Source organism: Gammaproteobacteria bacterium, assembly GCA_016705365.1.
Lineage (GTDB): Bacteria > Pseudomonadota > Gammaproteobacteria > Pseudomonadales > UBA5518 > UBA5518.
The window spans coordinates 207914-232356 of record JADIYI010000009.1; the positions used below are offsets into that span (position 1 = coordinate 207914).

Annotated in this window: 16 protein-coding genes; 5 read left to right on the forward strand and 11 right to left on the reverse strand. The window is 65.8% G+C overall.

The genetic code is table 11. The features are described from left to right. Positions 1 to 165: 165 nt before the first annotated feature. From IPF49_19150 to IPF49_19160, 3 genes are all read left to right on the forward strand, one after another. Positions 166 to 1287 (forward strand): efflux RND transporter periplasmic adaptor subunit, encoded by a 1122-nt coding sequence (locus IPF49_19150; GenBank protein ID MBK6289703.1) that lies wholly within the window; start codon positions 166 to 168, stop codon positions 1285 to 1287. Then, positions 1284 to 4517: an efflux RND transporter permease subunit gene (locus IPF49_19155; protein ID MBK6289704.1), complete on the forward strand. Its 3234-nt coding sequence runs from the start codon at positions 1284 to 1286 to the stop codon at positions 4515 to 4517. The genes IPF49_19150 and IPF49_19155 overlap by 4 nt, the downstream gene beginning before the upstream one ends. Before the next feature lie 346 nt (positions 4518 to 4863). After that, complete coding sequence (locus IPF49_19160) at positions 4864 to 5715, forward strand: SDR family NAD(P)-dependent oxidoreductase (GenBank protein ID MBK6289705.1); 852 nt, start codon at positions 4864 to 4866, stop codon at positions 5713 to 5715. Positions 5716 to 5790: 75 nt separating this feature from the next. On the opposite strand, the gene IPF49_19165 is transcribed toward IPF49_19160, so the two are convergent. The 4 genes from IPF49_19165 to IPF49_19180 all read right to left on the reverse strand — a co-directional run bounded on the left by IPF49_19165 (position 5791) and on the right by IPF49_19180 (position 9971). After that, positions 5791 to 6189 (reverse strand): YbaN family protein, encoded by a 399-nt coding sequence (locus IPF49_19165; protein MBK6289706.1) that lies wholly within the window; start codon positions 6187 to 6189, stop codon positions 5791 to 5793. Positions 6190 to 6224: 35 nt separating this feature from the next. Beyond that, positions 6225 to 8576, reverse strand: a complete 2352-nt coding sequence (locus IPF49_19170; GenBank protein ID MBK6289707.1) for an arylsulfatase — start codon at positions 8574 to 8576, stop codon at positions 6225 to 6227. Positions 8577 to 8647: 71 nt separating this feature from the next. Continuing rightward, complete coding sequence (locus tag IPF49_19175) at positions 8648 to 9076, reverse strand: nuclear transport factor 2 family protein (protein ID MBK6289708.1); 429 nt, start codon at positions 9074 to 9076, stop codon at positions 8648 to 8650. Positions 9077 to 9131: 55 nt separating this feature from the next. Then, a complete protein-coding gene (locus IPF49_19180; protein ID MBK6289709.1) occupies positions 9132 to 9971 on the reverse strand; it encodes an SDR family oxidoreductase in 840 nt (279 codons plus the stop codon). Between the two features lie 187 nt (positions 9972 to 10158). On the opposite strand from IPF49_19180, the gene IPF49_19185 reads away from it, so the two are divergent. Further along, a complete protein-coding gene (locus IPF49_19185; protein MBK6289710.1) occupies positions 10159 to 12450 on the forward strand; it encodes an arylsulfatase in 2292 nt (763 codons plus the stop codon). Positions 12451 to 12553: 103 nt separating this feature from the next. Here IPF49_19185 and IPF49_19190 read toward each other — a convergent pair whose 3' ends face one another. The 3 genes from IPF49_19190 to IPF49_19200 all read right to left on the reverse strand — a co-directional run bounded on the left by IPF49_19190 (position 12554) and on the right by IPF49_19200 (position 15946). Continuing rightward, a complete protein-coding gene (locus IPF49_19190; GenBank protein ID MBK6289711.1) occupies positions 12554 to 14140 on the reverse strand; it encodes a choline dehydrogenase in 1587 nt (528 codons plus the stop codon). 17 nt (positions 14141 to 14157) lie between these two features. Then, positions 14158 to 14634: a VOC family protein gene (locus IPF49_19195; GenBank protein MBK6289712.1), complete on the reverse strand. Its 477-nt coding sequence runs from the start codon at positions 14632 to 14634 to the stop codon at positions 14158 to 14160. A 91-nt stretch (positions 14635 to 14725) separates the two neighbouring features. After that, the gene (locus IPF49_19200) at positions 14726 to 15946 is read right to left on the reverse strand and encodes a DegT/DnrJ/EryC1/StrS family aminotransferase (protein ID MBK6289713.1); all 1221 of its coding nucleotides are present in this window, start codon (positions 15944 to 15946) and stop codon (positions 14726 to 14728) included. Between the two features lie 208 nt (positions 15947 to 16154). On the opposite strand from IPF49_19200, the gene IPF49_19205 reads away from it, so the two are divergent. After that, positions 16155 to 17267, forward strand: a complete 1113-nt coding sequence (locus IPF49_19205; protein MBK6289714.1) for an AraC family transcriptional regulator ligand-binding domain-containing protein — start codon at positions 16155 to 16157, stop codon at positions 17265 to 17267. Here the strand turns inward: IPF49_19205 and IPF49_19210 are convergent. From IPF49_19210 to IPF49_19225, 4 genes are all read right to left on the reverse strand, one after another. Beyond that, on the reverse strand, positions 17233 to 17679 hold the full coding sequence (locus tag IPF49_19210) for a nuclear transport factor 2 family protein (GenBank protein ID MBK6289715.1): 447 nt from the start codon (positions 17677 to 17679) through the stop codon (positions 17233 to 17235). The two genes, IPF49_19205 and IPF49_19210, sit on opposite strands and share 35 nt — an antisense overlap. Before the next feature lie 32 nt (positions 17680 to 17711). After that, entirely contained in the window at positions 17712 to 19529 is a 1818-nt protein-coding gene (locus tag IPF49_19215) for a pyrroloquinoline quinone-dependent dehydrogenase (protein ID MBK6289716.1), read from the reverse strand. Between the two features lie 122 nt (positions 19530 to 19651). Continuing rightward, positions 19652 to 22108, reverse strand: a complete 2457-nt coding sequence (locus IPF49_19220) for a GcvT family protein (protein ID MBK6289717.1) — start codon at positions 22106 to 22108, stop codon at positions 19652 to 19654. A gap of 236 nt (positions 22109 to 22344) precedes the next feature. After that, a complete protein-coding gene (locus IPF49_19225; protein MBK6289718.1) occupies positions 22345 to 24435 on the reverse strand; it encodes a glycosyl hydrolase in 2091 nt (696 codons plus the stop codon). Between the last annotated feature and the right edge of the window lie 8 nt (positions 24436 to 24443).

Below are 24443 nucleotides of genomic sequence, written 5' to 3' on the forward strand. Positions count from 1 at the left end.
GGCACGCAGGAGGAACGGCATCAAAGCTGACGGGCGCGCTGAGCGAGCGGCGGAGTTCCCGCGGCCGAATTGCGCTCCATCAAGTTTTGCGATGCACGGGCAGCGAACATGCACGGGTTGCGCTTAGAATTCGCTCAGTCTTCGAACCTGCCGGAAATCATCCCCATGAGCTTGCGCATCCGTGCCCCTTCGATTCCCGTGCTCGCGCCGACGTGCGCCGCATTGATGCTGTTGGTTCTCGCTCTCCCCGGCTGCTCCGATTCCGACCAGCCCGCGGCGCTCTTCAGGGGCGCGGCGCCGGCCGACCTCGAGACCACAACCGCTGCGGTTGCCACGGTGCCGCGCGAGACATTTTTTGACGGCGTGGTCGAGGCCGTGAACCAGTCCACCGTCTCGGCGCAGACCAGCGGGCGCGTGCTCGAAATGCCGGTCGATGTGGGCGACCAGGTAGAGAAAGGCGCGCTGATCCTGCGCTTCACCGACACCGAACAGAAGGCGCGCGCCGCGGCAGCCGAATCCGCCCTGCAAGAGGCGCAGGCGCGGCTCGCCGAGACGCAGCTCGAGTTCGACCGCACGCGCGAGATCTACGCCAGGAAACTCATCGCCAAGGCGCAGTACGACCGCGCGCGCGCCGACCTCGAAGCGGCGCGCGCGCGCACCGCGGCGGCGCAGGCAACACTGGAGGGTGTGCAGGAGGACCTGGCGAACACCGTGATCCGCGCACCCTATGCGGGCATCGTGGTAGCCCGTCACGTGCAGATCGGTGAAACCGTGGGTGTGGGCACGCCGCTGATAACCGGCGTGTCGCTGGAGCATCTGCGGGTACAAGTCGATGTGCCGCACCAGCACATCGGCATGCTGCGCAAGCATCGCCAGGCCCGCGTCCTGCTGCCCGATGGGCGCTCCATCGCGGCCGAGGAACTGCGCATCGCGCCGAATGCCGACCCCGCGACGCACACCTTCCGCGTGCTGATTACCGTGTCGCAGGGCGAGTACGGCGTGTACCCCGGCATGCTGCTCAAGGTCGCCTTCGTGACCGGTGCCGAGGAGCGGTTGCTGCTGCCCGCCGCGGCGCTGGTGCGCCGCGGCGAGATCGATGCTGCCTATGTGGTCGAGGATGACGGGCGCATCGCGTTCCGCTACCTGCGCCTCGGGACGCCCGCGGCCGACGGACGCGTACCGGTGCTCGCGGGACTGGTCGCGGGCGAGCGCATCGCCATCGATCCGCTCGCGGCGCTCGCCGCCTACAAGGCCCAGGGCGTGCCGGCCGGAGATTCCCTGCAATGAACCCTGGCGGCAAGGAGCGGCTGGGGCTGTCCGGGCGCATAGCGAACAGCTTTCTTGACAGCGAGATCACGCCGCTGATCGCGCTGTTCGGAGTACTGCTCGGGTTGTTCGCGATCCTGGTCACGCCACGCGAGGAAGAACCGCAGATCGACGTGACTTTCGCCAACGTGTTCATTCCCTATCCGGGCGCCTCCGCCAGGGAGGTCGAGGCACTGGTGACCACACCCGCGGAGCAGATCGTCTCCGAGATCGAGGGCGTCGAGTATGTCTATTCCGCATCCTCGCCCGGGATGGCCGCGCTGACCGTACGCTTCGAGGTGGGGCAACTGCGCACCGATGCCATCGTGCGCCTGTACAACGCGTTCTACAGCAACCAGGACTGGCTGCCCGTTGGCACCGGCGTCGGCGCACCATTGATCAAGCCGAAGGGTATCGACGACGTACCGATCTTCGCCGCGACGCTGTGGAGCGAAAATCCGGTCATCGGCGCTGCCGACTTGCTGCGCGTGGCGCACGCGGTCGAGGCCGAACTGCAGCGTGTGCCGGGTACGCGCGAGGTCGAGACCATCGGCGGGCCCGATCGCGCGGTACGCGTGGAGTTCGATCCCGAGCGCCTCGCGGCCTACGGACTTGCGCTGAGTGACCTGCGCATCGCACTGGTCTCGGCCAATGCCGCACGCGATGCCGGCAGCATCGTCGACGAGGGGCGCGCGATGCTGGTGCAGGCCGGCACCTTTCTGGTCACACCCGAAGAGGTGGCCGACGTGGTGGTGGGCGTGCATGAAGGCGCGCCGGTATTCCTGCGCGACGTGGCGCTTATCAGCGACGGCTCCGACCGCCCGGCACGCTACCTGAGCCATGGTACCGGTCAGGCAGCAGCACACCCTGCCGGGACCGCACGCTACCCCGCGGTGACGCTCACGGTAGGCAAGAAGCCCGGCGAGAACGCAGTCGAGGTATCGGCCGGCGTGATCGCGCGTCTCGAACAGTTGCGTGGGGTGCTGATCCCGGACGAGGTGAACCTCACGATCACGCGCGATTACGGCGCGACCGCGGCCGACAAGGCACAGACGCTGATCAGGAAACTGGTCTTCGCCACGCTGTCGGTGATCGTGCTGGTGCTGTTCGCGCTGGGGCGGCGCGAGGCGCTGGTCGTGGGCGCTGCGGTGATCGTGACGCTGGCCATCACGCTGTTTGCGTCCTGGGCGTGGGGCTTCACGCTGAACCGCGTCTCGTTGTTCGCGCTGATCTTCTCGATCGGCATCCTCGTCGACGATGCCATCGTGGTGGTCGAGAACATCCATCGCCACCTGCTGCTGGGCAAGCACTCGCTCGCCGACGCGATACCGATTGCAGTCGACGAGGTCGGCGGACCCACGATACTCGCCACCTTCACCGTGATCGCGGCCTTGCTGCCGATGGCATTCGTGACCGGGCTGATGGGTCCATACATGCGCCCGATCCCGATCAATGCCAGCATGGGCATGCTGATCTCGCTCGCGGTGGCTTTCGTGTTCACGCCGTGGCTGTACCGGCGGCTGTTCCTGCGGGTCGCCACCGATACGCGCGCGCAGCATCGCGAGGATACGGCGCTCGCGCGCATTTTCACGCGCGCCCTGGGGCCGCTGCTCGGGGGGCAGGCCGGCGCGGGCAGACGCTGGCTGCTGCTCGGCGCGCTGCTGGTGCTGATCGCGCTGTCGTGCTCGCTCGCAGGCTTCGGCGCGGTGATCCTGAAAATGCTCCCGTTCGACAACAAGAGCGAATTCCAGGTCGTGGTCGATATGCCGGAGGGCACTCCGCTGGAAAGCACCGAACGCGTGTTGCAGACACTGGCGGAGCATATCGTGACGGTGCCCGAAGTCACCGATTACCAGATCTACGCGGGTGATGCGGCTCCGATCAATTTCAACGGACTGGTGCGCCAGTACTACCTGCGCAACCAGCCCTGGCAGGGCGACATCCAGGTGAACCTGGCCGGGAAACACCAGCGCGAGCGCAAGTCGCACGAGATCGTCGCCGCGGTGCGCCCCCGACTGGCCGCGATCGGCCAGTCCTTCGGCGCCAGCGTGAGCGTGGTCGAGGTGCCGCCGGGTCCGCCGGTGCTGGCACCGCTGCTCGCGGAGATCTACGGCCCGGATCATGCGCGGGCGCTGGACGTCGCACGCGCGGTACGCCAGTTATTCGAGGCCACGTTCGGCGTAGTCGACATCGACGACTCCATCGAGGCACCGCAACGCAAACTCGTGGTCGTGGTCGATCGTGCGCGGGCGGCGAAGCTCGGCGTTACCCAGCAGAGCGTGACGGCAGCGGTCGCGACCGCGGTCGGCGGCGAGGACATGTCCTTCCTGCACAGCGAGCAGGCGAAAATCGCAATCCCGCTGCGCGTGACGCTCCCCGATGACGCCAGGGCGCGGGTCGAGTCGCTGCTGTCGCTGCGTGTGCGCGCCACGTGCGGTGCGCTGGTGCCCCTGTCGGAACTCGCCTCGGTCCACCCGACCACGCGCGAGCAGACCATACTGCACAAGAACCTGCTGCCCGTGGTTTACGTGATGGGCGATGTGGCGGGCCGGACCGACAGCCCGCTGTATGGCATGGCCACAATCGCCTCCGCGCTGCGCGAGACACCGATCGACGGCGCGCCGATCACGCAGCACCTCACCCGGCAGCCCGAGGAGACCTGGACCTGGAGCTTGAAGTGGGACGGCGAGTGGCAGGTAACCTACGAGACTTTCCGCGACATGGGTACTGCCTATGCGGTCGGGCTGGTATTGATCTACCTGCTGGTGGTGGCGCAGTTCGGCTCCTACAGCGTGCCGCTGATCATCATGGCGCCGATCCCGCTCACGATCATCGGCATCATGCCCGGACACGCGCTGCTGGGACAGCAGTTCACCGCGCCCTCCATGATCGGCATGATCGCGCTTGCGGGAATCATCGTGCGCAACTCGATTCTGCTGGTGGATTTCATCCAGCAGGAAGTGCGCGCGGGCAAATCGCTGCAGGATGCGACGATCGCGGCCGCCACGGTGCGTTCGCGGCCGATTACGCTGACCGCGGTGGCCGCGATGATGGGCGGCTTGTTCATCATCGACGATCCGATCTTCGGCGGCCTCGCCGTATCGCTCATCTTCGGCCTGTTCGTCTCGACGCTGCTGACGCTGTTCGTGATCCCGGTTGTCTACTACCACTACAACTGGCGGGGGGCGGAGACACCCGCAACCACGCCATGACTGCCGCCGTGTGTGCTGGCCTGGCCACGGGAGCCGCGCGTGAGCGCGCCGGGGGCCAGACCGGGGTCGCACGCGGACTTGTGGATGCCGAAATCGTCGGGAACGATTTCGGCAACACGCGTAGCCGCCGCACAGGGATGTGCCAGGCGGCGGCCGCGTGCGGAACCGGGCTGGCCCCCGGCGCGCCCGGACGTATCCGTGCCACAAGGGCTTTGCGGCAAAAGTCGCGGCAAATGCCGCCTCCCATGCAACGTGAGCACCGCGTAGCAAGCCCCTCACGCGCTTGCGATCCATCGGCAATCCGGGCAATCTCGCCAGCATCGTCAAATGCAAACCGGAGAGCCCCATGCCGGAGACCCTGAAGAACAGGATCGCGATCATCACCGGCGCCAGCCGCGGCATCGGTGCCGCGATCGCGCTGCGCTTCGCCGCCGAAGGCGCCAGCGTCGTCATCACCGCGCGCACCGTGCAAGCCGACGGCACGCTGCCCGGTTCGCTCGAGGAGACCGCCGCGCGCATCCGCGCCATCGGCGGCGAGTGCCACTGCGTGCAGGCGGACCTCGGCGATCCCGCGGATCGCGCCCGCATCGTGCCCGAGGCCATCGCACGTTTCGGCGGCGTCGATGTGCTGGTGAACAACGCGGCATGGGCCCGCTTTCGCCGCACCGTGAAGCAGACGGCAAAAGACACCCATCTCGCCTTCGAGATCAATTACTTCGCGCCGCTCGAACTCTCGCAGCAGGCGATCCCGAGCATGAACGAGCGCGGCGGCGGCTGGATCCTGAACCTCTCGAGCGCCACATCGAACCACCCTGCCCCGGCCCCCTATGACAGCGCAAACCGCTATCACCTGTTTCACGTGCACAGCGGACCCACCTTGTACGGATCCACCAAGGCCGCGCTGGAACGACTGTCGGCCGGACTCGCGGCGGAACTGGCGGACATGCGCATCGCGGTAAACACGCTCGCGCCGGTGGAAGCGGTTGAAAGCGAAGGCGCGCTCGAAACCGGGACCATCGACTCGCTCGCGCACATCGAGCCGGTGGAGGCGATGGCCGAGGCCGCGCTCGCGCTGTGCTCGCGACCGCAGGATCAGCTGTCGGGGCGTTGCGTGCTGAGCCTGCCGTTGCTGCGCGAACTGGGTGCGACGGTGCGCACGCTCGACGGCGGCAAACCGCTGGCGGGCTTCACGCTGTAACCGGCATTCGCCGCCGGTCTTGCGCGGCGCAGCGGATCACGGTGCAAAACCCGTGCAGCGGAGTGCCGCAGCCCATCAATCCGGATGATCGCGCGAGGGCACGCGGTAAAGCCATACCGCGAGCACCAGTCCCATCAGCGCCAGCGCCGCACGCAGCCGGGGAGGCTCGACAAAAAACACGATCGAGACCGTGAGCGTGCTGCTCATCAGCACGATGGCCACGATCTTGGTGCGCCACGGAATGCTGCCGTACTGCTGCCATTCGCTGATCATCGGGCCGAACAGCGCGTGCGCGAGCAGCCAGTCGTGGAAGCGGGTCGAGCCGCGCGCGAAGCAGGCTGCCGCCAGCAGCACGAACGGCGTGGTCGGCAGCACCGGCAGCACGACCCCGGCAATACCGAGGGCGAGGGCCGTGAATCCGAGCACCACGTACAGCGCACGCACGAAAGACGATTCATGCTCGGTCGATGTCATTCAGTTCCCGGTTGCAATGATGACGAATCCGCGACTCATCGATCGATGCTGATGTCGACGCGACTCAGCACGCCGTTGAACCGGCCCTCGTCGCGGTACTCGGTGCACACCGGCGTATCGGCATCGAAGCCGATGTCGAGGGTGTCGGTCATCTCGGGCAGCTTGGAGATGGTGCGGGCGATGCGACCGCGTGCGACCTCCCTGCCGTTCACGCCGATGCGTATCTCGCCGCCGGCGTTGACGCCGCCATCGGAAACGAACTGGTAGCTCAACACCGAGCTGCCCGCCGGCAGCTTCGCCGTGGCGGCCACGCGTGACTGGTCGCCGGCGAGCTGCGAAGCGGCCATCAGCGCAACCGGCACTCCATCTTTCACGAAGAAACTCCAGCCGCCGAATTTGCTGCCGAGCGCCAGCACCACGCCCGCCGCCTCGGCCGGCGTTTCGATCGCGGCGGTGATCGTGAACGAACGGTTCAGGATCGGCGCGGCATTGATCGCGGGAACGCTGACACCGGCTCCCCAGTAGGTGTAGCTGTCCGCCCGTCGATGCTGGCTCGCGGCGGCGAGAAAGCGCTCCATCGTCAGGCGGTTGTCGAGTGGCAGCACCTGGTTGCGTTGCGCCTCGCTCAGGAACAGCGCCTGCAATTGTTCGAGTTTTTGCGGCTGGGTAGCTGCCAGGTCCCGTGCCTGCGAGAAATCGGCGCGCAGATCGTAGAGCTCCCACACGTAGTCGCCAGGCAGCGCCGTGCTCCGCTCCCCGCTCCACGGCAGGGCGGGAGGCGTGGTGCTGGCCATCCAGCCATCGTGGTAGATCGCGCGGTTGCCCATCATCTCGAAATACTGGCTAACGTGACGCTCCGCCGCCTCCGGCGCATCGAAACTGTACACCAGGCTGACACCGTCGACCGGCTGTTGCGCGACCCCATTGACCATCGCGGGAGCCGTGATGCCTGCCGCTTCGAGAATGGTCGGTGCGATATCACTCACGTGGCTGAACTGCGAACGGATACCGCGCGCCCTGATGCGTTGCGGCCACGACACCACCATGCCGTTGCGGGTGCCGCCGAGGTGCGATGCGTACTGCTTGGCCAGACGGAACGGCGCGTTGGTCGCCCAGGTCCAGCCATAACCGAAGTTCGGCACGCTGTCCGGTCCGCCAAACTTGTCCAGATTCGCAGCAAGGACTTTCTCGCTCTCCTGCGTGCCGTTGGCGAAGTTCGACATCGGGTTCATGCTGCCGTGCATGCCGCCCTCGGCAGCCGCACCGTTGTCACCCTCGATGAAGATCACCAGCGTGGTGTCGCGCAGCCCCATGCGCTCGATCTCGTCGAGCAACCGCCCCACCTGCGCATCCTGGTAGGCGAGCATCGCCGCATACACTTCCATCATGCGCGCATTGATGCGCTTCTGTGCGGGCGTCAGATCCTTCCAGGCAGCGATCTGTTCAGGTCGCGGCGTATTGACGGCATCAGCGGGTATGATCCCAAGCTTTTTCTGACGCGCGACGGTATCGGCGCGAACCTGGTCGTAGCCCGCGTCGAACTGTCCGCGGAACTTCGCGATCCAGTCGGCGGGTGCCTGCAGCGGCGCGTGCGCGGTACCCGTCGCGTAGTACATGAAGAAAGGCTTGGCGGGCGCGGCCGCGTTCTGCTGGTGCAGCCAGGCGATCGCATCGTCGGCCAGCGCCTTGTCGAGCACGCCTTCCTTCAGTGTCGGGAGCGGAGTGATACCGCGATAGAGCGCGGGTGTGAACTGGTTGGTCTCGGCCGCCATGAAGCCGAAAAAGTACTCGAAGCCGAGTCCCGTGGGCCAGAGGTCGAAGGGGCCGGCCGCGGACACCTGCGCCTCGGGCGCGTTGTGGTGCTTGCCGAACATCGCGGTGTTGTAACCATTCTGGCGCAGCACCTCGGCAATGGTCGCCGCGCTCTTCGGCAGCAGGTTGTTGTAGCCCGGAAAGCCGGTCGAGAGGTTGGCGACGATGCCGTTGCCGACCGCATGATGATTGCGCCCGGTCAGCAGCGAGGCGCGCGTCGGCGAGCACATCGCGGTGGTGTGGAAGCGGTTGTAGCGCAGACCCTGCTCCGCCAGCTGATCGAGATTCGGCGTCGGGATCGGCCCGCCGAATGTGCTCGCCGCACCAAAGCCGACATCGTCGGTCATGATGAGCACGACGTTCGGCGCGCCCGCCGGTGCCGAGACCGGCGCGGGGAAGGCCGCGGTGGAATCGGCATAGCTGGTGCCGATCTTGCCGGTGAAGGGTTCGACCGGCCGCGGCAACACGGACTGCGCCATCGCGGGCGAGGCGGCGAGCACGAACAGCAACATGGCAACCCCGGTGCGCCAGACACACCGCGTCAGCGGTAGCGAAAAATCGGCATTCATGTGCATTTGCTCCTTCGTTTCTCGAGATCGGAATCGGGTTCGCCTTGCGTCATCTGCCCGCAAGGTGCCGCGTTGCATTAACCGGGTATTTCGTCCAGTTCATCCCACAGCGGACCGAGCAGGGCGCGGAACAGCACTTCATCGGAATACATGCGCTCGCCCGACAGGCGCTCCTCGCCAAAAGTCAGGATCGCGATGATCCGGTGCGAGGTGGTTTCGCCGGCGTGCGGATGCTCGAGGGAGAGGGTGAATTCCTGGACCACACCCACGTCGCCGATCCATTCGCCGTGCTGTTCCACGTCAACGATCCGCGGCATCGCATTGGCCACGAAATGCTCGTAGTAGCGACGCGTGTTGTTCATGCCCGACAGCCGGCGACCCACGGGGTAGAAGTCGTAGACCGGCTCGCCCTCGAGTGTCGCCAGGATGCCCTCGAGGTCACCGTTGGTTTCGGTTGCGACATGCCGGGCAGCTGCCATCACCAGTTGCAGCAGGGACTTTGTCATGGTCGGTATCCTCGGGTTGTGATTGGTGGACGGTGCCTGTTGATCAGCGTCGCTTTCAGCTTTCGAAAAACGCGTTGCCGGTGATCACCGGAGTGTTGGTCCACGAGCCGTCGGGAGCGCGGTACCAGCCTCCCGCCGCCAGCGCACCGCCGTCGACGTGAAGCGTGGTACCCGTGACCCATGCCGCATGCGGACTGGCCAGGAACAGCGCCGCGCCCGCCATGTCCTCGGGCGTGCCAAAGCGACCGAGCGGTATCCAGCGCTTCTTGTCCTCGGCGAAGCGGGGCGAGATGATATCTTCGATGGGCAACTGCGGGGTGTGGGTCGTCTCGGGTGCGATCAGGTTCACGCGGATGCCTTCCGGCGCCAGTTCCAGCGCGAGGCTCCTGGTGAAGCCGGTCACCGCCGCCTTGAGGGCCCCGTAAACGGCCCCCGTGGGATTGCCGCGAAAGCCCTCGATCGAGGAGATGCCGACGATGCTGGCGCCCGGAGCGCCACGGCGCAACAGCGGGATCATCTGCCGCGTGACCAGGAACATCTGGTTCAGGTTCACCGCGTAGAGCCTGGCAATATCCTCGTTCGAGATATCCGCGAAGGAACCGATCACGCCCATATAGTCACCGACGTTGTTGACCAGGACATCGAGCGCGCCGAAGCGGCTCTCGATCCGTGCCGCAACGTTGCGCACGTCGGCTTCGAGCGTGACATCGGCCTCGACCACCAGCGCATCGACACCCGCCGCCTCGAGCTCGGCACGGACCGCGTCGGCCCGCGTCGCGTCGATCTCGGCAACCGCGACCTTCGCCCCGGATTTCCCGAAACCAAGCGCTATGGCGCGACCGATCCCGGCGCCCCCACCCGTCACCAGCACGGTCCGGTCACTGAAATCGAACATGAAAAGATCTCCTTGCAGAGGTGTTGTTGCCAGGTTACGCCATCATCGCGCGGTCAATCCGCGGAGCATTCCGGATTCTATCCATTTGCTCATCATTTGCCCAAACCAATTGCCTTGTTTTGCAGAGGCGGGCGACAACGCTAAGGTTCGCGGAGGCGACCCTCGAGCAACATTGGAGAATCGGCATATGCGCGCCATTGAAGCCACCCTGAAACTGGCCACCCGGCTGCTTGTGCTGGGTGCCACGCTGGGCAGCGCACCGCACGGTGTCGCGTCCGACGCCGCAGCGGCAGCGCAAGCCGCGCCGGTAGTGACGCGCCAACTGCCACCGGCCGGCGCGCCGAATATCGTGGTGGTGCTGCTCGATGACGTGGGCTTCGGCGCCGCCAGCACCTTCGGCGGCCCGGTCGCAACGCCGGCGCTGGAGCAACTGGCCAATGATGGCCTTCGCTACAACCGTTTCCACACCACGGCGATCTGCTCGCCGACGCGCGCCGCGCTGCTCACGGGACGCAATTCACACGCCGCGGGTGTGGGCACCGTGATGAACAGCGCGACCACCTACCCGGGATATCGCGGCGTGCTGCGCGACGATAGTGCCACCATCGCGCGCGTGCTCGGCCAGAACGGCTACGCGACCTCGGCCTGGGGCAAGTGGCACCTGGTGCCGGACTGGGAAGCCACCCAATCCGGCCCGTTCACGCACTGGCCGACCGGTGTGGGCTTCGACACGTTCCATGGTTTCCTCGGTGGCGAGGCGGATCAATACGAGCCCACGCTCTATGACGGCACCACCCCCGTGGTGCGTGAACGGCAAGCGGGTTACCACCTCACCGAGGACATCGCCGAGCACGCCATCTCGTGGATGCAGATGCAGCGTTCGGTGGATCCGGCACGCCCCTTCTTCGTGTACTTCGCACCCGGCGCCACCCACGCTCCGCTGCAGCCGCCTGCAACCTGGGCCGAGCGCTACCGTGGCAAGTTTGACCAGGGCTGGGATCGCCTGCGCGAGGAAACCTTCGCGCACCAGAAGAAGGCTGGCGTGATCCCGCGCGACGCTCTGCTGACCCCACGGCCCGCCGAGTTGCCGGCCTGGGATTCGCTGACTCCGGAGCAGAAGCGCACCTCGGCGCGCCTGATGGAGCTCTACGCCGCGTTCCTCGCGCACACCGACGCGCAGGTCGGCCGGCTGCGCGATGCGCTGAAGGAAATGGGACAGTATGACAACACCTTGTTCGTCTATATCGTCGGCGACAACGGCGCCAGCGCCGAGGGCGGATTGCTCGGCAGCAGCAATTACCTGGGCGATCTGCAGGGACTGCAGTCGAACCTGGCGAGCTTTGCCGACGATCCCCAGGCGCTTCTTGGCGAGCACAGCTACGCGCATTACAACTCCGGCTGGGCCTGGGCCACCGATACCCCGTTCCAGTGGACCAAGCAGGTGGCTTCGCATCTGGGCGGTACACGCAACCCGATGGTGCTCGCCTGGCCCGCGCGTATCCGTGACCGCGGTGGCCTGCGCCAGCAGTTCGGCCATGTGAACGATATCGTGCCGACGATCCTCGAGGCGGCCGGCATCGCGGCGCCGGCGAGCGTGAACGGCGTGGCGCAGCGCCCGATGGACGGTACCAGCCTCGCGTACACTTTCGCCGACGCGAAAGCTGCCGAGCGCCACACCACGCAGTATTTCGAGATCTACGGCAACCGCGCGATCTACCACGACGGCTGGATGGCCTCCGCATTCCGGGGTCGTGTGCCGTGGAACGTGATCAGCGCGCCGCGCAGCACGGATTTCGCCGCCGACCGCTGGGAGCTCTATGACCTGCGCACCGACTTCAGCCAGGGCCGTGACCTCGCGGCGCGCGAACCCGGCAAGCTGCGCGAACTGCAGCAACTCTTCGACACCCAGGCCGCCGCCAACAACGTGGTGCTGCACAACCCGTCCCGCGAGAACACGCGGTTTCCCGACCTCGCCGCCGGGCGCACCCACTTCGCGTACCGGCCCGGCACCATCGGCATCGCCGAGAAGGAGGCGCCGAACACGAAGACCCGTTCCCACGTCATCGAAGCACACATCCGGGTGCCCGAGGGCGGTGCGCACGGTGTGCTCGCCACCCTGGGCGGACGCAGTGCCGGCTGGTCGCTGTACCTGGACGATGCCGGCGTACCGGTCTATCGCCTGCGTATCTTCGACGCCGAGGAAATCACGCTGCGCGGCACGGCGCCACTCGAGGCCGGCGCGCACGTGCTGCGCTACGAGTTCGCCACCACGGGTGCCGGCCCGGTGCCCGGCGGCACGACGCGGCTCAGCGTGGACGGCAAGGAAGCAGCGAGTGCGACGCTAAAGCGCAGCGCCATGATGTACTCGATCGACGAGACCTTCGATATCGGACTGGACACGGGCTCATCGCCGGCCGATTATCGTGCACCCTACCCGTTCACGGGCGAGATCCAGGGGGTGAACATCGAGCTGCGATAGCCAGCAGACCAGCCTGCACACTCGTGCTCGAGGTGGCCGGACTCGCCGCGCCGCGCCGCGCGACGCCTGAGCCGCTCGGCCGCAGGATTGCGCGCCCATCAACTCACCCTCGCGCGCCGCGAATCATGGCGGCCGCTTTTTCCGCGACCATGATGACCGGCATGTTGGTGTTGCCGCCGATCATGTGCGGTATCACCGAGGCGTCGACCACGCGCAGGCCCGCTACGCCGTGCACACGCAGTTCGGCATCGACCACGGCGAGTTCATCGCGCCCCATGCGGCAGGTGCCCACGGAGTGATAGTCGGCCTCGGCCTTCGATCGGATGAATGCGTCGACTTGCGCATCCGTCGAGATGGCGGGGCCCGGCTCCAGTTCTTCACCGCGCAGCGCATCGAAGGCTTTCTGCGCAAACACCACGCGGGCGATGCGTACCGCGGCTCGCGCGATGCGCCAATCCTCCTCGCGGGCAAGATAGTTCTGGTCGATCAGCGGAGCATCCAGGGGATTTGCCGAGGCCAGCCGCACACTGCCGCGGCTCGCGGGACGGATCACGTTGGTGTGCGCGGCGAACCCGTGGTGCGGCGACAGTTCGCGTCCGTTGTTGGCATAGAGTGCCATCACGAGCAGCAGCTTGATGTCGGGCTCGGCGAGCGCGGGATCGGACTTCACGAAGGCGCAGGCTTCCATGCCGGGATCGCCGAGCGGGCCTCCGCGGGCAACGAGGTACTGCACCAGCGCCGCCGCGCCATGCCACGGCTTGAAATACTTGAACAGCGAGATCGGCGCAAGCGAGCGGTACTTCACCACCACGGCGAGGTGATCCTGCAGGCCCTGGCCGACGCCCGGCAACTCGTGGCGCACCGCGATACCGTGCGCCAGCAGTTGATCGGGCGGACCGATGCCTGAGAGCATCAGCAACTGCGGGGAATTGATTGCCCCACCGCAGAGCAGCACCTCGCGTCGGGCGCGAACCTGGTGCGTCCTGCCCTTTTGCAGATACTCGACGCCCGTGGCACGGCCGTCCGTCAGCAGGACGCGGCTCGCGTGCGCGCGCAGCGCAAAATGCAGGTTGGCGCGGCGACGTGCGGGATCGACATAGGCCCGCGATGCGCTGGAGCGCACACCGCGCCCGATCGTGACATCGACCGGCCCGAAGCCCTCGCGCTCGGCGCCGTTGGTGTCATCGTTGCCGGCATAACCGGCCTGCCGGCCGGCCTCGATGAAGGCACGCGCGAAGGGATGCTTGGCACCCGGTCGCGAGACCTGGATCGGTCCGGTGTCCCCGTGGTAGGGGTCATTCGGGCGATGGAACGTCTCGGCGCGCCGGAAATACGGCAGCACCTCGGCATAGGACCAACCGGGGTTGCCCGCCGCGGCAATGCGGTCGTAATCGCTCGCGAATCCGCGGTCGTAGACCATGCCGTTGATCGAACTGCCGCCGCCCATCACCTTGCCGCGCGGAAGGTAGAGAACCCGGTCGTTCAGCTGTTTTTGCGGCGTCGAGACATAGGGCCACGCGTGTGCACCGGACAGCATGATGGGCAGCAGCCCGCCGGGCGCACGGATCAGCGGGCTGCGGTCGCGCTTGCCGGCCTCGATCAACAGCACCTGCACCGCGGGGTCCTCGCTGAGCCGCGCGGCGAGCACGCAACCGGCCGAGCCGCCACCGACGATGACGTAGTCGTAAATCGGCTCACTCACCGCGCTCAGCCCCACTGCACGAATTCGATCATCAGCGGATCACCCGCACGCTCGAGGTAACACCAGCTGAGCGACGGTGCCGCCTCCGAGACAGGGAAACTACCCGACCAGACGGGGCGGTAGCCGATCCCTGCAGCCCTGGCGATCCAGCCATCGAGGTCCTCGATCACGTAGCGGATGTGCTGCACGCCCTCGCGACCGCCCTGGATGAAATCGCGATGCGGCGTCGGCCCCGAACGCCACTCGATCAGTTCGATCTCGAGCGCGCCGGTGCGTCCGAAGGCGCACAGCAGCTCCACCATCACCCGCTCACCACGATACACGGACTCGAAGGGGCCGTTGTCGAGCACCGTGAACGGCCCGAACAGCGGCTCGTACAGCGCCACGGCGGCCTGCAGATCGCGCACCACGAGGCAGATCTGATCGGCCGGTGGCAGGCCGAGCGAGACCTGCGCGTTTTCTGCCGGCTGCGTGTCCGGCATCAGATCTCCCGGCGCTGCGGCGCGAGCAGCGCGCATATCCCTGGCAGACATCGAAGCATCACGTCGGTTTTCATGGTCCCTCCCCGCGAGCTCACTTGCCACGCTGCAGCGCGATGAAATCGTCGATGGTCTGGTACAGGTAACGGCAGTCCTCGAGCGTCATCGTCGGGTGGCAGGGCAGCATCAGGCCGTGGCGCATCACGCGCTCGGCGTTCGGGCAGCCTTCCGGGTCAACACGGTACTTCACCTTGTTCATCATCGGCTGCAGCGCGGTATGGCCGGACATGATCACGCGGGTGAAGATGCCGGAATCCTCGAGGTGGCGCTGCAGTTCACGCCGGCTCCAGCCGAGTTCGGGGCGCAACTGGACCGGGTAACAGATCCAGGTGGTGAACACCTCGTCGAGCACCCGCGGCTTGACGAAGATATCGCTGCGCGTGTCCATATACGCGTCGTGCAGCTCGAACCGTTCCTGGCGCAGTTTAGTGAACAGCTCGAGCTTGTTCAGTTGCTCATGGCCGAAGGCCGCGCCAGCCTCGTTGGGGATGAAGCCATAGGCGATCTCCTCGAAGATGAACAGCCCGTCGTATTCGATATCGCCGAGGTTTTCGAGAAAGCGGCCGTCGCTGTCGTTCTTGCGCGTGCCGTGCATGAACTTCTCGGAAGAGCGGCCCCAGGCGCGCAGCATCAGCCCGCGATCCCACAGCTGCGGATCGTTGATCGCGATCAGGCCGCCGTTGCCGAGGCAGGTGATGATGTGGAAGATCGAAAAGCTGGTGACGCTGATATCGCTGCGATCACCGGCCGGCGTGCCACGGTAGGTGCCGCCGAGCGTGTCGCAGCTGTCCTCGATGATCTTGAGGCCATGCTTGTCGGCCAATGCGCGCAGGCGGTCCCAGTCCGGCATGCCGCCCACGAGGCTGGGAATCAGCAGCGCCCGGGTCAGCGGCGTGATGTTGCGCTCGATCCTGTCGATATCGACCTGGTAGGTGTCCGGCTCCACGTCGACCAGCACCGGCACATGACCGTTCAGCACGATGCAGGAAATATCGGTGCCGAACGTCAGCGTCGGCGTGATGATTTCCGAGCCGGGCGGCAGATCGAGCAGGCGCACGGCGATCAGCAGCGCGGAACTGCCGGAGTTGACCATCACCCCGTATTCCTTGCCGAGCAGCCTGGCGCAGCGGCTCTCGAAGGTCTGCACCTGTTCGCCAACCGACATGCCGGTCTTCATCACGTTGACGACCGCGTCGATTTCCTTCTGGTCGATCATTGCGCCGCCGTAGCGGACTTCGCGTGCCGGGATTCTCATCCTGCCTGTACCTCTGGGGGTTGGGGTGATCGTGTATCTGTTACGGGTTGGCGCGACAGCTCGAGCCGGAATTATGCGCCCTCCTCCCCTGCGCGCGAGGCCCAACGGGTTCAACAGGGGGACACAAGAGCTCAAATGGTTTAAGTTGAGCCTTGGATCGGCTGCGCGGGGAGGCGCAGATGCAGGATTTTCCGGGGCTCGCTGGCTGATGGCAGTACCGCTTCCACGTCATCCGCCGCAGGGCGTTCCAGCTCAATTTGCCCTGACGCTGCTCCAGGAAATATCGGCTACCGGCGACGACCCCGGGCACCTGCTGGCACGACTCGGCCTGCCGTTCACGTTTGCCCAACTGGCGGCAGGGCGCGTGCAGGTCATTTCGGATCACCACTTCGTGCTGCTTTACGGCGAGTGCATCACCGTGCTCTCGGCGCATGCCAACCGCGAGCGCGGCCTGCCGCCGATGAGCAAGGACGAGGTCGACATGCTCTGCTACTGCGTGATCACCTGCACCACGCTGGCGGAGGTCATCGAACGCGCATCGCGCTTCTGCGCCATGCTGGATCATCGCGCCGCCGACCTGTCGCTCGTGATCGACGCTGACGAGGCCGTGTTCCACATGGCGACCCAGCGCCTGCGCCACAGCGTCAGCGGCTTGCTGACGGACCTGAATGGGCTGAGCTTCTACCACCGCCTGTTCGCGTGGCTGATCGGCGAGGCGATCCCGGTGCAAGGCTACGATGTCTACGCCGAGGCACCGGCGGATCGCGCCACGCTGGAGCGCTTCTTCCAGCAACCGATCCGTTTCGCCTGCCCCGACAATAACTTCCGTTTCCCCGCGCACCAACTCGCCAGGCCGGTGGTGCGCAGCTATCAGCGTCTGGTGGAGCGGCTCAGCGTATTTCCCTTCGACCACCTGCGCGAACCACGCGACGGGGCTCAGTTCGCCGATACGGTGGAACATATCATCGCCACCCGGCTTGGGCGCCAGCAAAGCATGCCGAGCCTCGAGCAGTTCGCGCGTTTCTTCTGCATCAGCCGGGCCACCTTGCAGCGCCGCCTGCGCGAGGAAGGCGTCACGCTCGATGCGATCAAGCAGCGCTTGCGCCTGAAACTGGCGGAGGAATTGCTGCAGCCGGGCGCGCGCCTCAAGGTGAGCGACGTGGCGCTCAGGCTCGGCTTCAGCGATGTGCGCTCATTCCGCCGCGCCTTCATCGAATGGACCGGCAAGTCACCGGATGCCTGGCGGCGCGGCCCTGCGGCGCGGCAGGAAGGAAACAGGTCGGGGATTATCCCGCAACCGCGATCAGGAGGTGGTCGCTGAGATCGCCCGCGAGGTCGAAGAGCGTGTAGTCGCGATAGCTGAAGCGCCATTTGCCGTCGGCGCGCTCGAAATTGTCGTGGTAGCGCCCCGCGGCAATCACTTGCAGCGGCAGGGAGTCGGTCGCCTGCAGCACGGTGTAATAGGAGCGGCAGGTCGCCGTACCCGCAGTCTCATCCACCTCGATGATCGGGTTGGTGACAACGTGCTTGGTACGCGGCGTGCCACAGGGATAAATTTTGACAAAGCGTCGCCACTGCTCGAGCATTCCGGCGTTGTCGAGCAGCTCGCCGGCAGATCTGCTCTTCATGCGCGCATGGCGGAACATTTCAGCGACGGCCTCCAGCTCACCGCCATCCATCAGTTCGGCATAGCGGTAAAGCAGGTTGGCGATCTCGGTCGCACTGTTGCTCATTCTCGTCCTCCCTTGAAGTTGGCGGGTCGCCGTCAGTTTTCCAGCGTATAGGCCACCAGCGCGTCGCTGATGTCGGTGCCGAGATATTTGTGACCGCCTGCGGCAATCACCACGTACTGCTTTCCGCTTTCACCGATCCGGTAACTCATCGGTGTCGCCTGGCCGCCGCCCGGCAGGCGTGCTTTCCACAGCATCTTGCCGCTGTGAATATCGAAAGCACGCAAAAAGTTGTCAGTGGTCGCACCGATGAACACCAACCCCGAAGCCGTGACCATCGAGCCACCGAGATTCGGCACGCCCCAGTCAAACCACAGCGGGAATGGCGCCACATCACGCGTCGAGCCAAGTGGCACCTCCCACAGACGCTCACCCTTGTTCAGGTCAATCGCGAGCAGCGTGCCCCAGGGCGGGCGAATGCAGGGTGCGCCGAGCGGCGAGAGCATCGGCGCCATCGTATGCGCGTAGGGCGCGCCGAGCGAGGGCGGAAACCTCTCGCCGCGCGCGAGCATCGCATCGGCCTGCGCACGTGGATACATGCGGATGATCGCCGGTACCTGGGTCGTGTTGGCGATGAGTATGCCATTGACCGGGTCAATCGATACGCCGCCCCAGTTCGTCGCACCCATGAAACTCGGGAAATAGATCGTGCCGCGCAGCGAGGGCGGCGTAAACACCCCTTCCCAGTTCGCGCCCTCGAAGAGATCCATGCACTTGCCCTTGTCCCACGGCGTGAAACCCCAGATATCCTCCTGCGCCAGATCGCGGCGCACGATGAATGCCGGATTGACCGGGAAGGGCTGCGTGGGGCTGTAGCGCTCGCCCTCGATGGCCCCGCTCAGCGGCACCGGGCGCTCCTCGACCGGGAACAGCGGCTCACCGCTCTCGCGGTTCAGGATGAAGATATGGCCCTGCTTGGTCGCCTGCGCCAGCGCCGGAACCTCGACGCCAGCGCGGTGCAACGGGAACAGCACCGGCTGCGAGGGAATGTCATAGTCCCAGTGGTCACGGTGCACGGTCTGGAAATGCCACTTCACCGCGCCGGTCACGGCATCCAGCGCCACCACCGAGGAGGCATAGTAATCACGCTCGCCACGGATGATATTGGTGTGGTCGGTCGAAGCATTGCCGGTCGGCACGAACACCAGCTTGCGCTCGCTGTCGACCGACAGCGGCGCCCAGGCATTCGGCGTACCACGCACGTAAGGTTCGCCCGCAGGCGGCACTGAACCTGGAGGCGCGGAATTCCACGACCACAGCAGCGCGCCGCTGTGCACATCGAAGGCACGGATCACGCCCGCCGGCACATCGACCCGCATATTGTCGGGAATCCGGCCACCGAGCACGATCTTGCCGTCGACGATCACCGGCGGCGAGGACGGCGAAAAGTCGCCGGGCTGTGTCTGTCCCAGCCCCTGGCTCAGGTCGAGCGCACCGTTATCGCCAAAGCCCGCGCACGGCTTGCCGCTCGCCGCATCGAGCGCGAGCAGCCGGCCATCGAGCGTACCCGCGAACACGCGGCCCGGACACTCGCCGCGGTAACCCGCCTCCTCGGCGTGGTAAGTCAGGCCGCGGCAATTCAGCAGGTAGCTGCCCCGGGTGTCGGCGGTGTAGTGATACGCCCACAGCTCCTTGCCGGACTCCGGATCCAGCGCCGCCACCTTGCCCAGCCCCGAGCACACGAACATGCGGCCACCGGCCACGATCGGCGTGCCCTCGAAGGTGGGCGACGCTGGTGCCGGCGCATCGAGCATGCCGATATGATAGGTCCACGCTTCCTTCAAATGGCCCACGTTGGCGGGCGCGATCTGCGTCAACGGTGAAAATTTCATGCCGCCCTCGTTGCCGCCCATGTACGGCCAGTCGGCACCGGTGCCGTCCGCCGCTGCAACTGCGGCATACACGATGCCGAGCAATGCCGCGGCGCCGGATTTCCATGTAGATGCGATATTCAATTCGTTGTCTCCCTGCACGATCAAAGCTTGATCCGCTCCATCCGCGGATCGTAAAACGGACGCAGTGACACGGTAGCAGGATAGCGCCGCCCCGCGATATCCACTTCCCAGTTTCCTTCGCCGAGCGAATGCTCCTCGAGATGCTCGCCTTCGACCATCGCCAGTCCCACCGATCCACCGAGCGTATGGCCATAGGACGCGGCGCGCACATCGCCCACCGCCACCCCGTCGCGCAACACCACCTCGGCGTGGTACATCATCGCCTCGGGATCCCTGAGCAGCACCTGCACCAGCCGCTGCGGATAGGGGCTTGCGGCTTTCTTCGCCACGCAGGCATCGCGGCCGATGAAACCACCCGGCTTTTTCAGGTTCACCGCGAAGCCGAGACCCGTCTCGTAGGGATCGTCGGTGTTGTCGATATCGTGGCCGTAATCGCGATAGCCCTTTTCGAGACGCAGGCTGGCGAGTGCTTTCAGCCCCGCGAGACGCAAACCGAATTTCGCGCCCGCGTCGAGGATCCGGTCGAGCACATGCACCGCCTGCTCGGAGGGAATGTTCAGCTCGTAACCGAGTTCACCGACATAGGTGATGCGCACGCACAGCAGGCGTGCGAAGCCGATATCGATCTCGCGCGCGGTGCGGAACGGGAAGGCTTCGTTCGAGAGATCCGCGCTGCTCAGCGATTGCAGCAGTGCGCGCGAGCGCGGGCCCTGCACGTTGAGCTGCGCATAGCCCGAGGTCACGTCGGTCACACACACATGCTGCCCGGACGCGATGTGGCGCCGCATCCAGGTCTCGACGTGACGGTGCGCGGTATCGGAGGCCACCACCATGAAGCGCTCCTCATCGAGCTTGATCACGGTGAGATCCGCTTCCAGCTTGCCGGCATCGTTCAGCCACTGCGTGTAGGTGATGCGCTCGGGCTCGCCGTCCACATCGTTGGCCGAGAGATGGTTGAGAAACGCGCCGGCATCACGGCCCTGCACCAGGAACTTGCCCATGAACGACATGTCCATCGCGATCACCGCCTCGCGGCAGGCGCGGTGCTCGGCCTCCCACCACGGGAAAAAGTTCTCGCGCCCCCAGGAATATTTCTCGATCACCGGCTCTTGACCGGGCGGCGCAAACCAGCCGGGCGATTCCCAGCCGCTCACATCGCGAAAGTGCGCACCGCGCGCGGCGAGGCGTTCGTGAAACGGCGATTTGCGCGCGCCGCGTGCGCTTTGCATCGCGCGCGAGGGATAGCGGCACTCGTAGACCATTCCCAGCACCTCGAAGGCACGCGCCCGCCGGTATTCCGGGTTGCACTGGTAGCGGTGGAAACGATCGATATTGAAGCCGGTGACATCGACATCGGGCCGTCCGTGCAGCATCCAGTGCGCCAGCACGCGGCCGATGCCGCCCCCGGTGATGATGCCGACGGAATTGAGCCCCGCGGCCACGAAGTAGTTGCGCAGTTCGGGGGCCTCGCCAATGATCGGCGCGAGATCCGGCGTGAAACTCTCGGGGCCGCAGAAGAACTTGCGGATCCCGACTTCCATGGTGACCGGCACCCGGCGCATGGCACGCTCGAGAAAGGGCGACAGACGGTCCATGTCACCCGGCAACTCGCCAAAGGAGAAATCATCGGGAATGCCCTCGACCCGCCACGGCGCGCAGTCGGGCTCGAACATCCCGACCATCATGCCGCCGCCTTCCTCGCGGTAATAGGCATGCACCGATGGATCCTCCATTACCGGCAGGTCCTTGCCGAGCCCGGGGATCTCGTCGGTGATCAGGTAATAGTGCTCGGCGGCCTGGTTGGGAATGCAGACGCCGGAAAGCTCGCCCAGTTGGCGCGCCCACATCCCGGCGCAGTTCACCACGAATTCCGCCTGGATATCGCCGTGTTCCGTGCGCACGCCGAGCGCGGTTCCGTTGCGGGCCAGCACACCCGTGACCGGCGTGTTCTGGAAAATCCTCACGCCCTTCAGACGCGCGGCCTTGGCCATCGTCATCGTCAGGTCGACCGGATTGATGCGCCCGTCATCGGGGCAATAAAAGCCCGCGACCATCGGCGCGGTATCCGCGTATGGAAACAGGCGCTTGATCTCGGACGGCGAGATCTCCTGCACCTCGTTGCCGTGGCGCCGGTTGAAGCAGGTGACGCGGCGGTACTCCTCGAGGCGATCGCTATCGGAGGCGACCTCGATGAAGCCCACCTTCATGAAGCCCGTCGACATCCCGGTCTCGCGCTCGATGCGCTGGTAGAGTTCGCGCGAGTAGCGGCGGATGCCGAGCGAGGTTTCCGAACTCGAGCCATAGATCGTCATCAACCCGGCCGCATGCCAGGTCGTGCCCGAGGTCAGCTGGTCGCGCTCGAGCAGCACGACATCAGTGCATCCCATGTCGGCGAGGTTGTAGGCAACGGAGCAACCGATGATGCCCCCGCCGATGATCACGACCCGGGCGCTGCCGGGTATCTGCTTGCTCGTCATGACAGGTTCGTTCTCCGCTACCGTGAAATCAATTCCCCGTGGACCATGAAGCATCGCCCTCGGCCCCGGGCACGTACCGCGAACCGATGCTCGGATGCCGGTGCCGCCGGCCCGATCCTTCAGGCGCGGCGATTATCGGATGCAATGCGCGGTATCTCCATACGTGCGGACGGGCCAGGATGCTGAAGCGCCTGGAGAGCATTCAGAAAGATTTCCAGGCCCTGACTTGCCGCGAATCATCGCGTCCCGGACGCGCTGTAGCGATCGAACACGACACGCGGGCAATCGACCGGTTTCCCTCGCTGTATGGAGAGCAGCAGTTTCACGAACTCTGCATGAGTCCAGGCCAACGGCATCGCCGACCCGGTCGGCTTGCCGGGTCTGAGGTTTCGCGCGGCGAGCGTCTGCGCGTCCCAGACCTGCTCGGGCAGCATGCCGTTGGTACCCGACATCCTGTCCATGGCCTGCAGATACGGCCAGGGATCCTCTCCGGCCAGCATCGCGTAATGCCCGCGCTCGCCGGTCAGCAGTGGCCAGGCCCGGCCCACGCCGGTGCCGTCGAATCCCCGTCCGTCCGGATGTTCTCCATAGCCGTCGCCGTTGTAACGATGCCACGACGCTCCGGATGGCGTCTCGACTCGAAGCAGCCCATCGGCCACGACCAGCGAGTCGCGAACACGGGGATCATCGGGCGCGCGCAAACCGAAACGCACCAGCTGCAGAAAATCCGTTGAAACCTGCATGTCCGCGCCCAGTGCGGGGTCACGCTCGCGATTCTTGATCGGAAAGGGCCGGCGCAGTGCCGCGGCGTCCTGCAGTACCTCTGGCGGTGCAACCCGAATGTAGTGCCCGGACACGCGGGCCTTCCGCGCCAGCTCTGTTCCCTGCACAAAAAGCCAGGACTCGATCCGGCTGTTCCACTCGTCGGCCAGTGCGATCGCCGCCGATTTGTCGGCACCATCCAGAAACTCCGCACCCGAGACCAGCGCCGCTATGCACGCCGCCAGCGTGAACGCATTTATCCCACGATCCTCCTCCCAGCGGTCCTGCTCGGTCACCGGTCCCTCGCGCGCAATGAACGCCAGAGCGCGGCGCGTCATGTCCGTGACCTCGATGCCGGCGAGCGCACCGGCTTCGTGCAGCAACGCGGCAAGAACCACCGGCAGCGCAGCCTCGTCGAGCTGGATTCCCTGCCAGAAAGGTGTTCCGCCGAGCCACTGATTCTGGTTCCAGTGGCCGTCCTCATGCTGCGTGGCAATCAGGTAACGCAGCACATCCCTGGCCTCCGCCGCACCGCCAGCGGCCAGCAGCGCGCTGGCGCATTCCACGAGGTCGCGGGGCCATACCAGGTGATAGCCACCACGGTCATCCTTGTTGTTACCCCAGGGCACGCTCAGGCTCGCGACCATCGCGCCGGGATTGAGCTTGTCCATGTGGCAGCGCAGCACCATCCGCGAGGTGTGGAACTGCGCCTCGAGCGCGGGCTCGCAAGTACCGACGTCGATGCCTTCATGACAACTCCGATGCCAGTCCTGCCATGCCGAGACATGCTCGGTCCAGGGCTGCTCGAAGGGCTGGGTCAATGACGCGGTGGCAAGGCTGGCGGCAGCACCCCGCGACGCGCCAAATCCGAGCGCCACCACGCATTCGCGTTCGAGCTCACCGATCAGCGCGACATTGCCAGGCCCGGCACGCTCGTGGCTCCAGCTCAGCCGCTTGTTCGCGGCGAAGTCCTGCCAGCCATCGCTGAAGCCGACGTAACCGGCGCTCATGCGCGCGAGCGCCTCGCGCTGCGCGCGGTTTACGGCAACCAGCGCAACACCAAACGGACCCTGCTCCGCCCAGAGAACATTTCTGCCATGCTGCCGCCCGGCTGCCGCGAGGTTGTCGCGGCCGCTGCCGCCAAGATGCGGTGCGAGCAATACATAAGGCCGCAGCTTCGCCGCGCCCGACAATACGACATCGATCAGCAGAACATCCCGGCGGGGATCCGGTGCGATTCGAATCCGCAATTCGAAGCGTTCATGACGGTGCACGATCGTCGCGGCCGGCACACCGGGCGCGGGCAGCTCGAATCGATAGCCCTCCAGCCGCTTGACCTCGCACCAGAAGCCCTCGTCGTCCGCGACGATGAAGCCGAGATCACGGATCTGCGGCAGATCGACCCGCGGGTAGTAGACCTCGTTGAGGATTCCGTGCCCCAGCGTGAACCACAGCCGGCTCGGTCCCAGCGAGGTTCCCACCAGGTCCTTGTCGCTCGAGGTCCATGTCGGATCGATACCCGGCGCGCCCGGCGCATCATTCTTCGGCCAGTCGCTGTCACTCATCACACGCC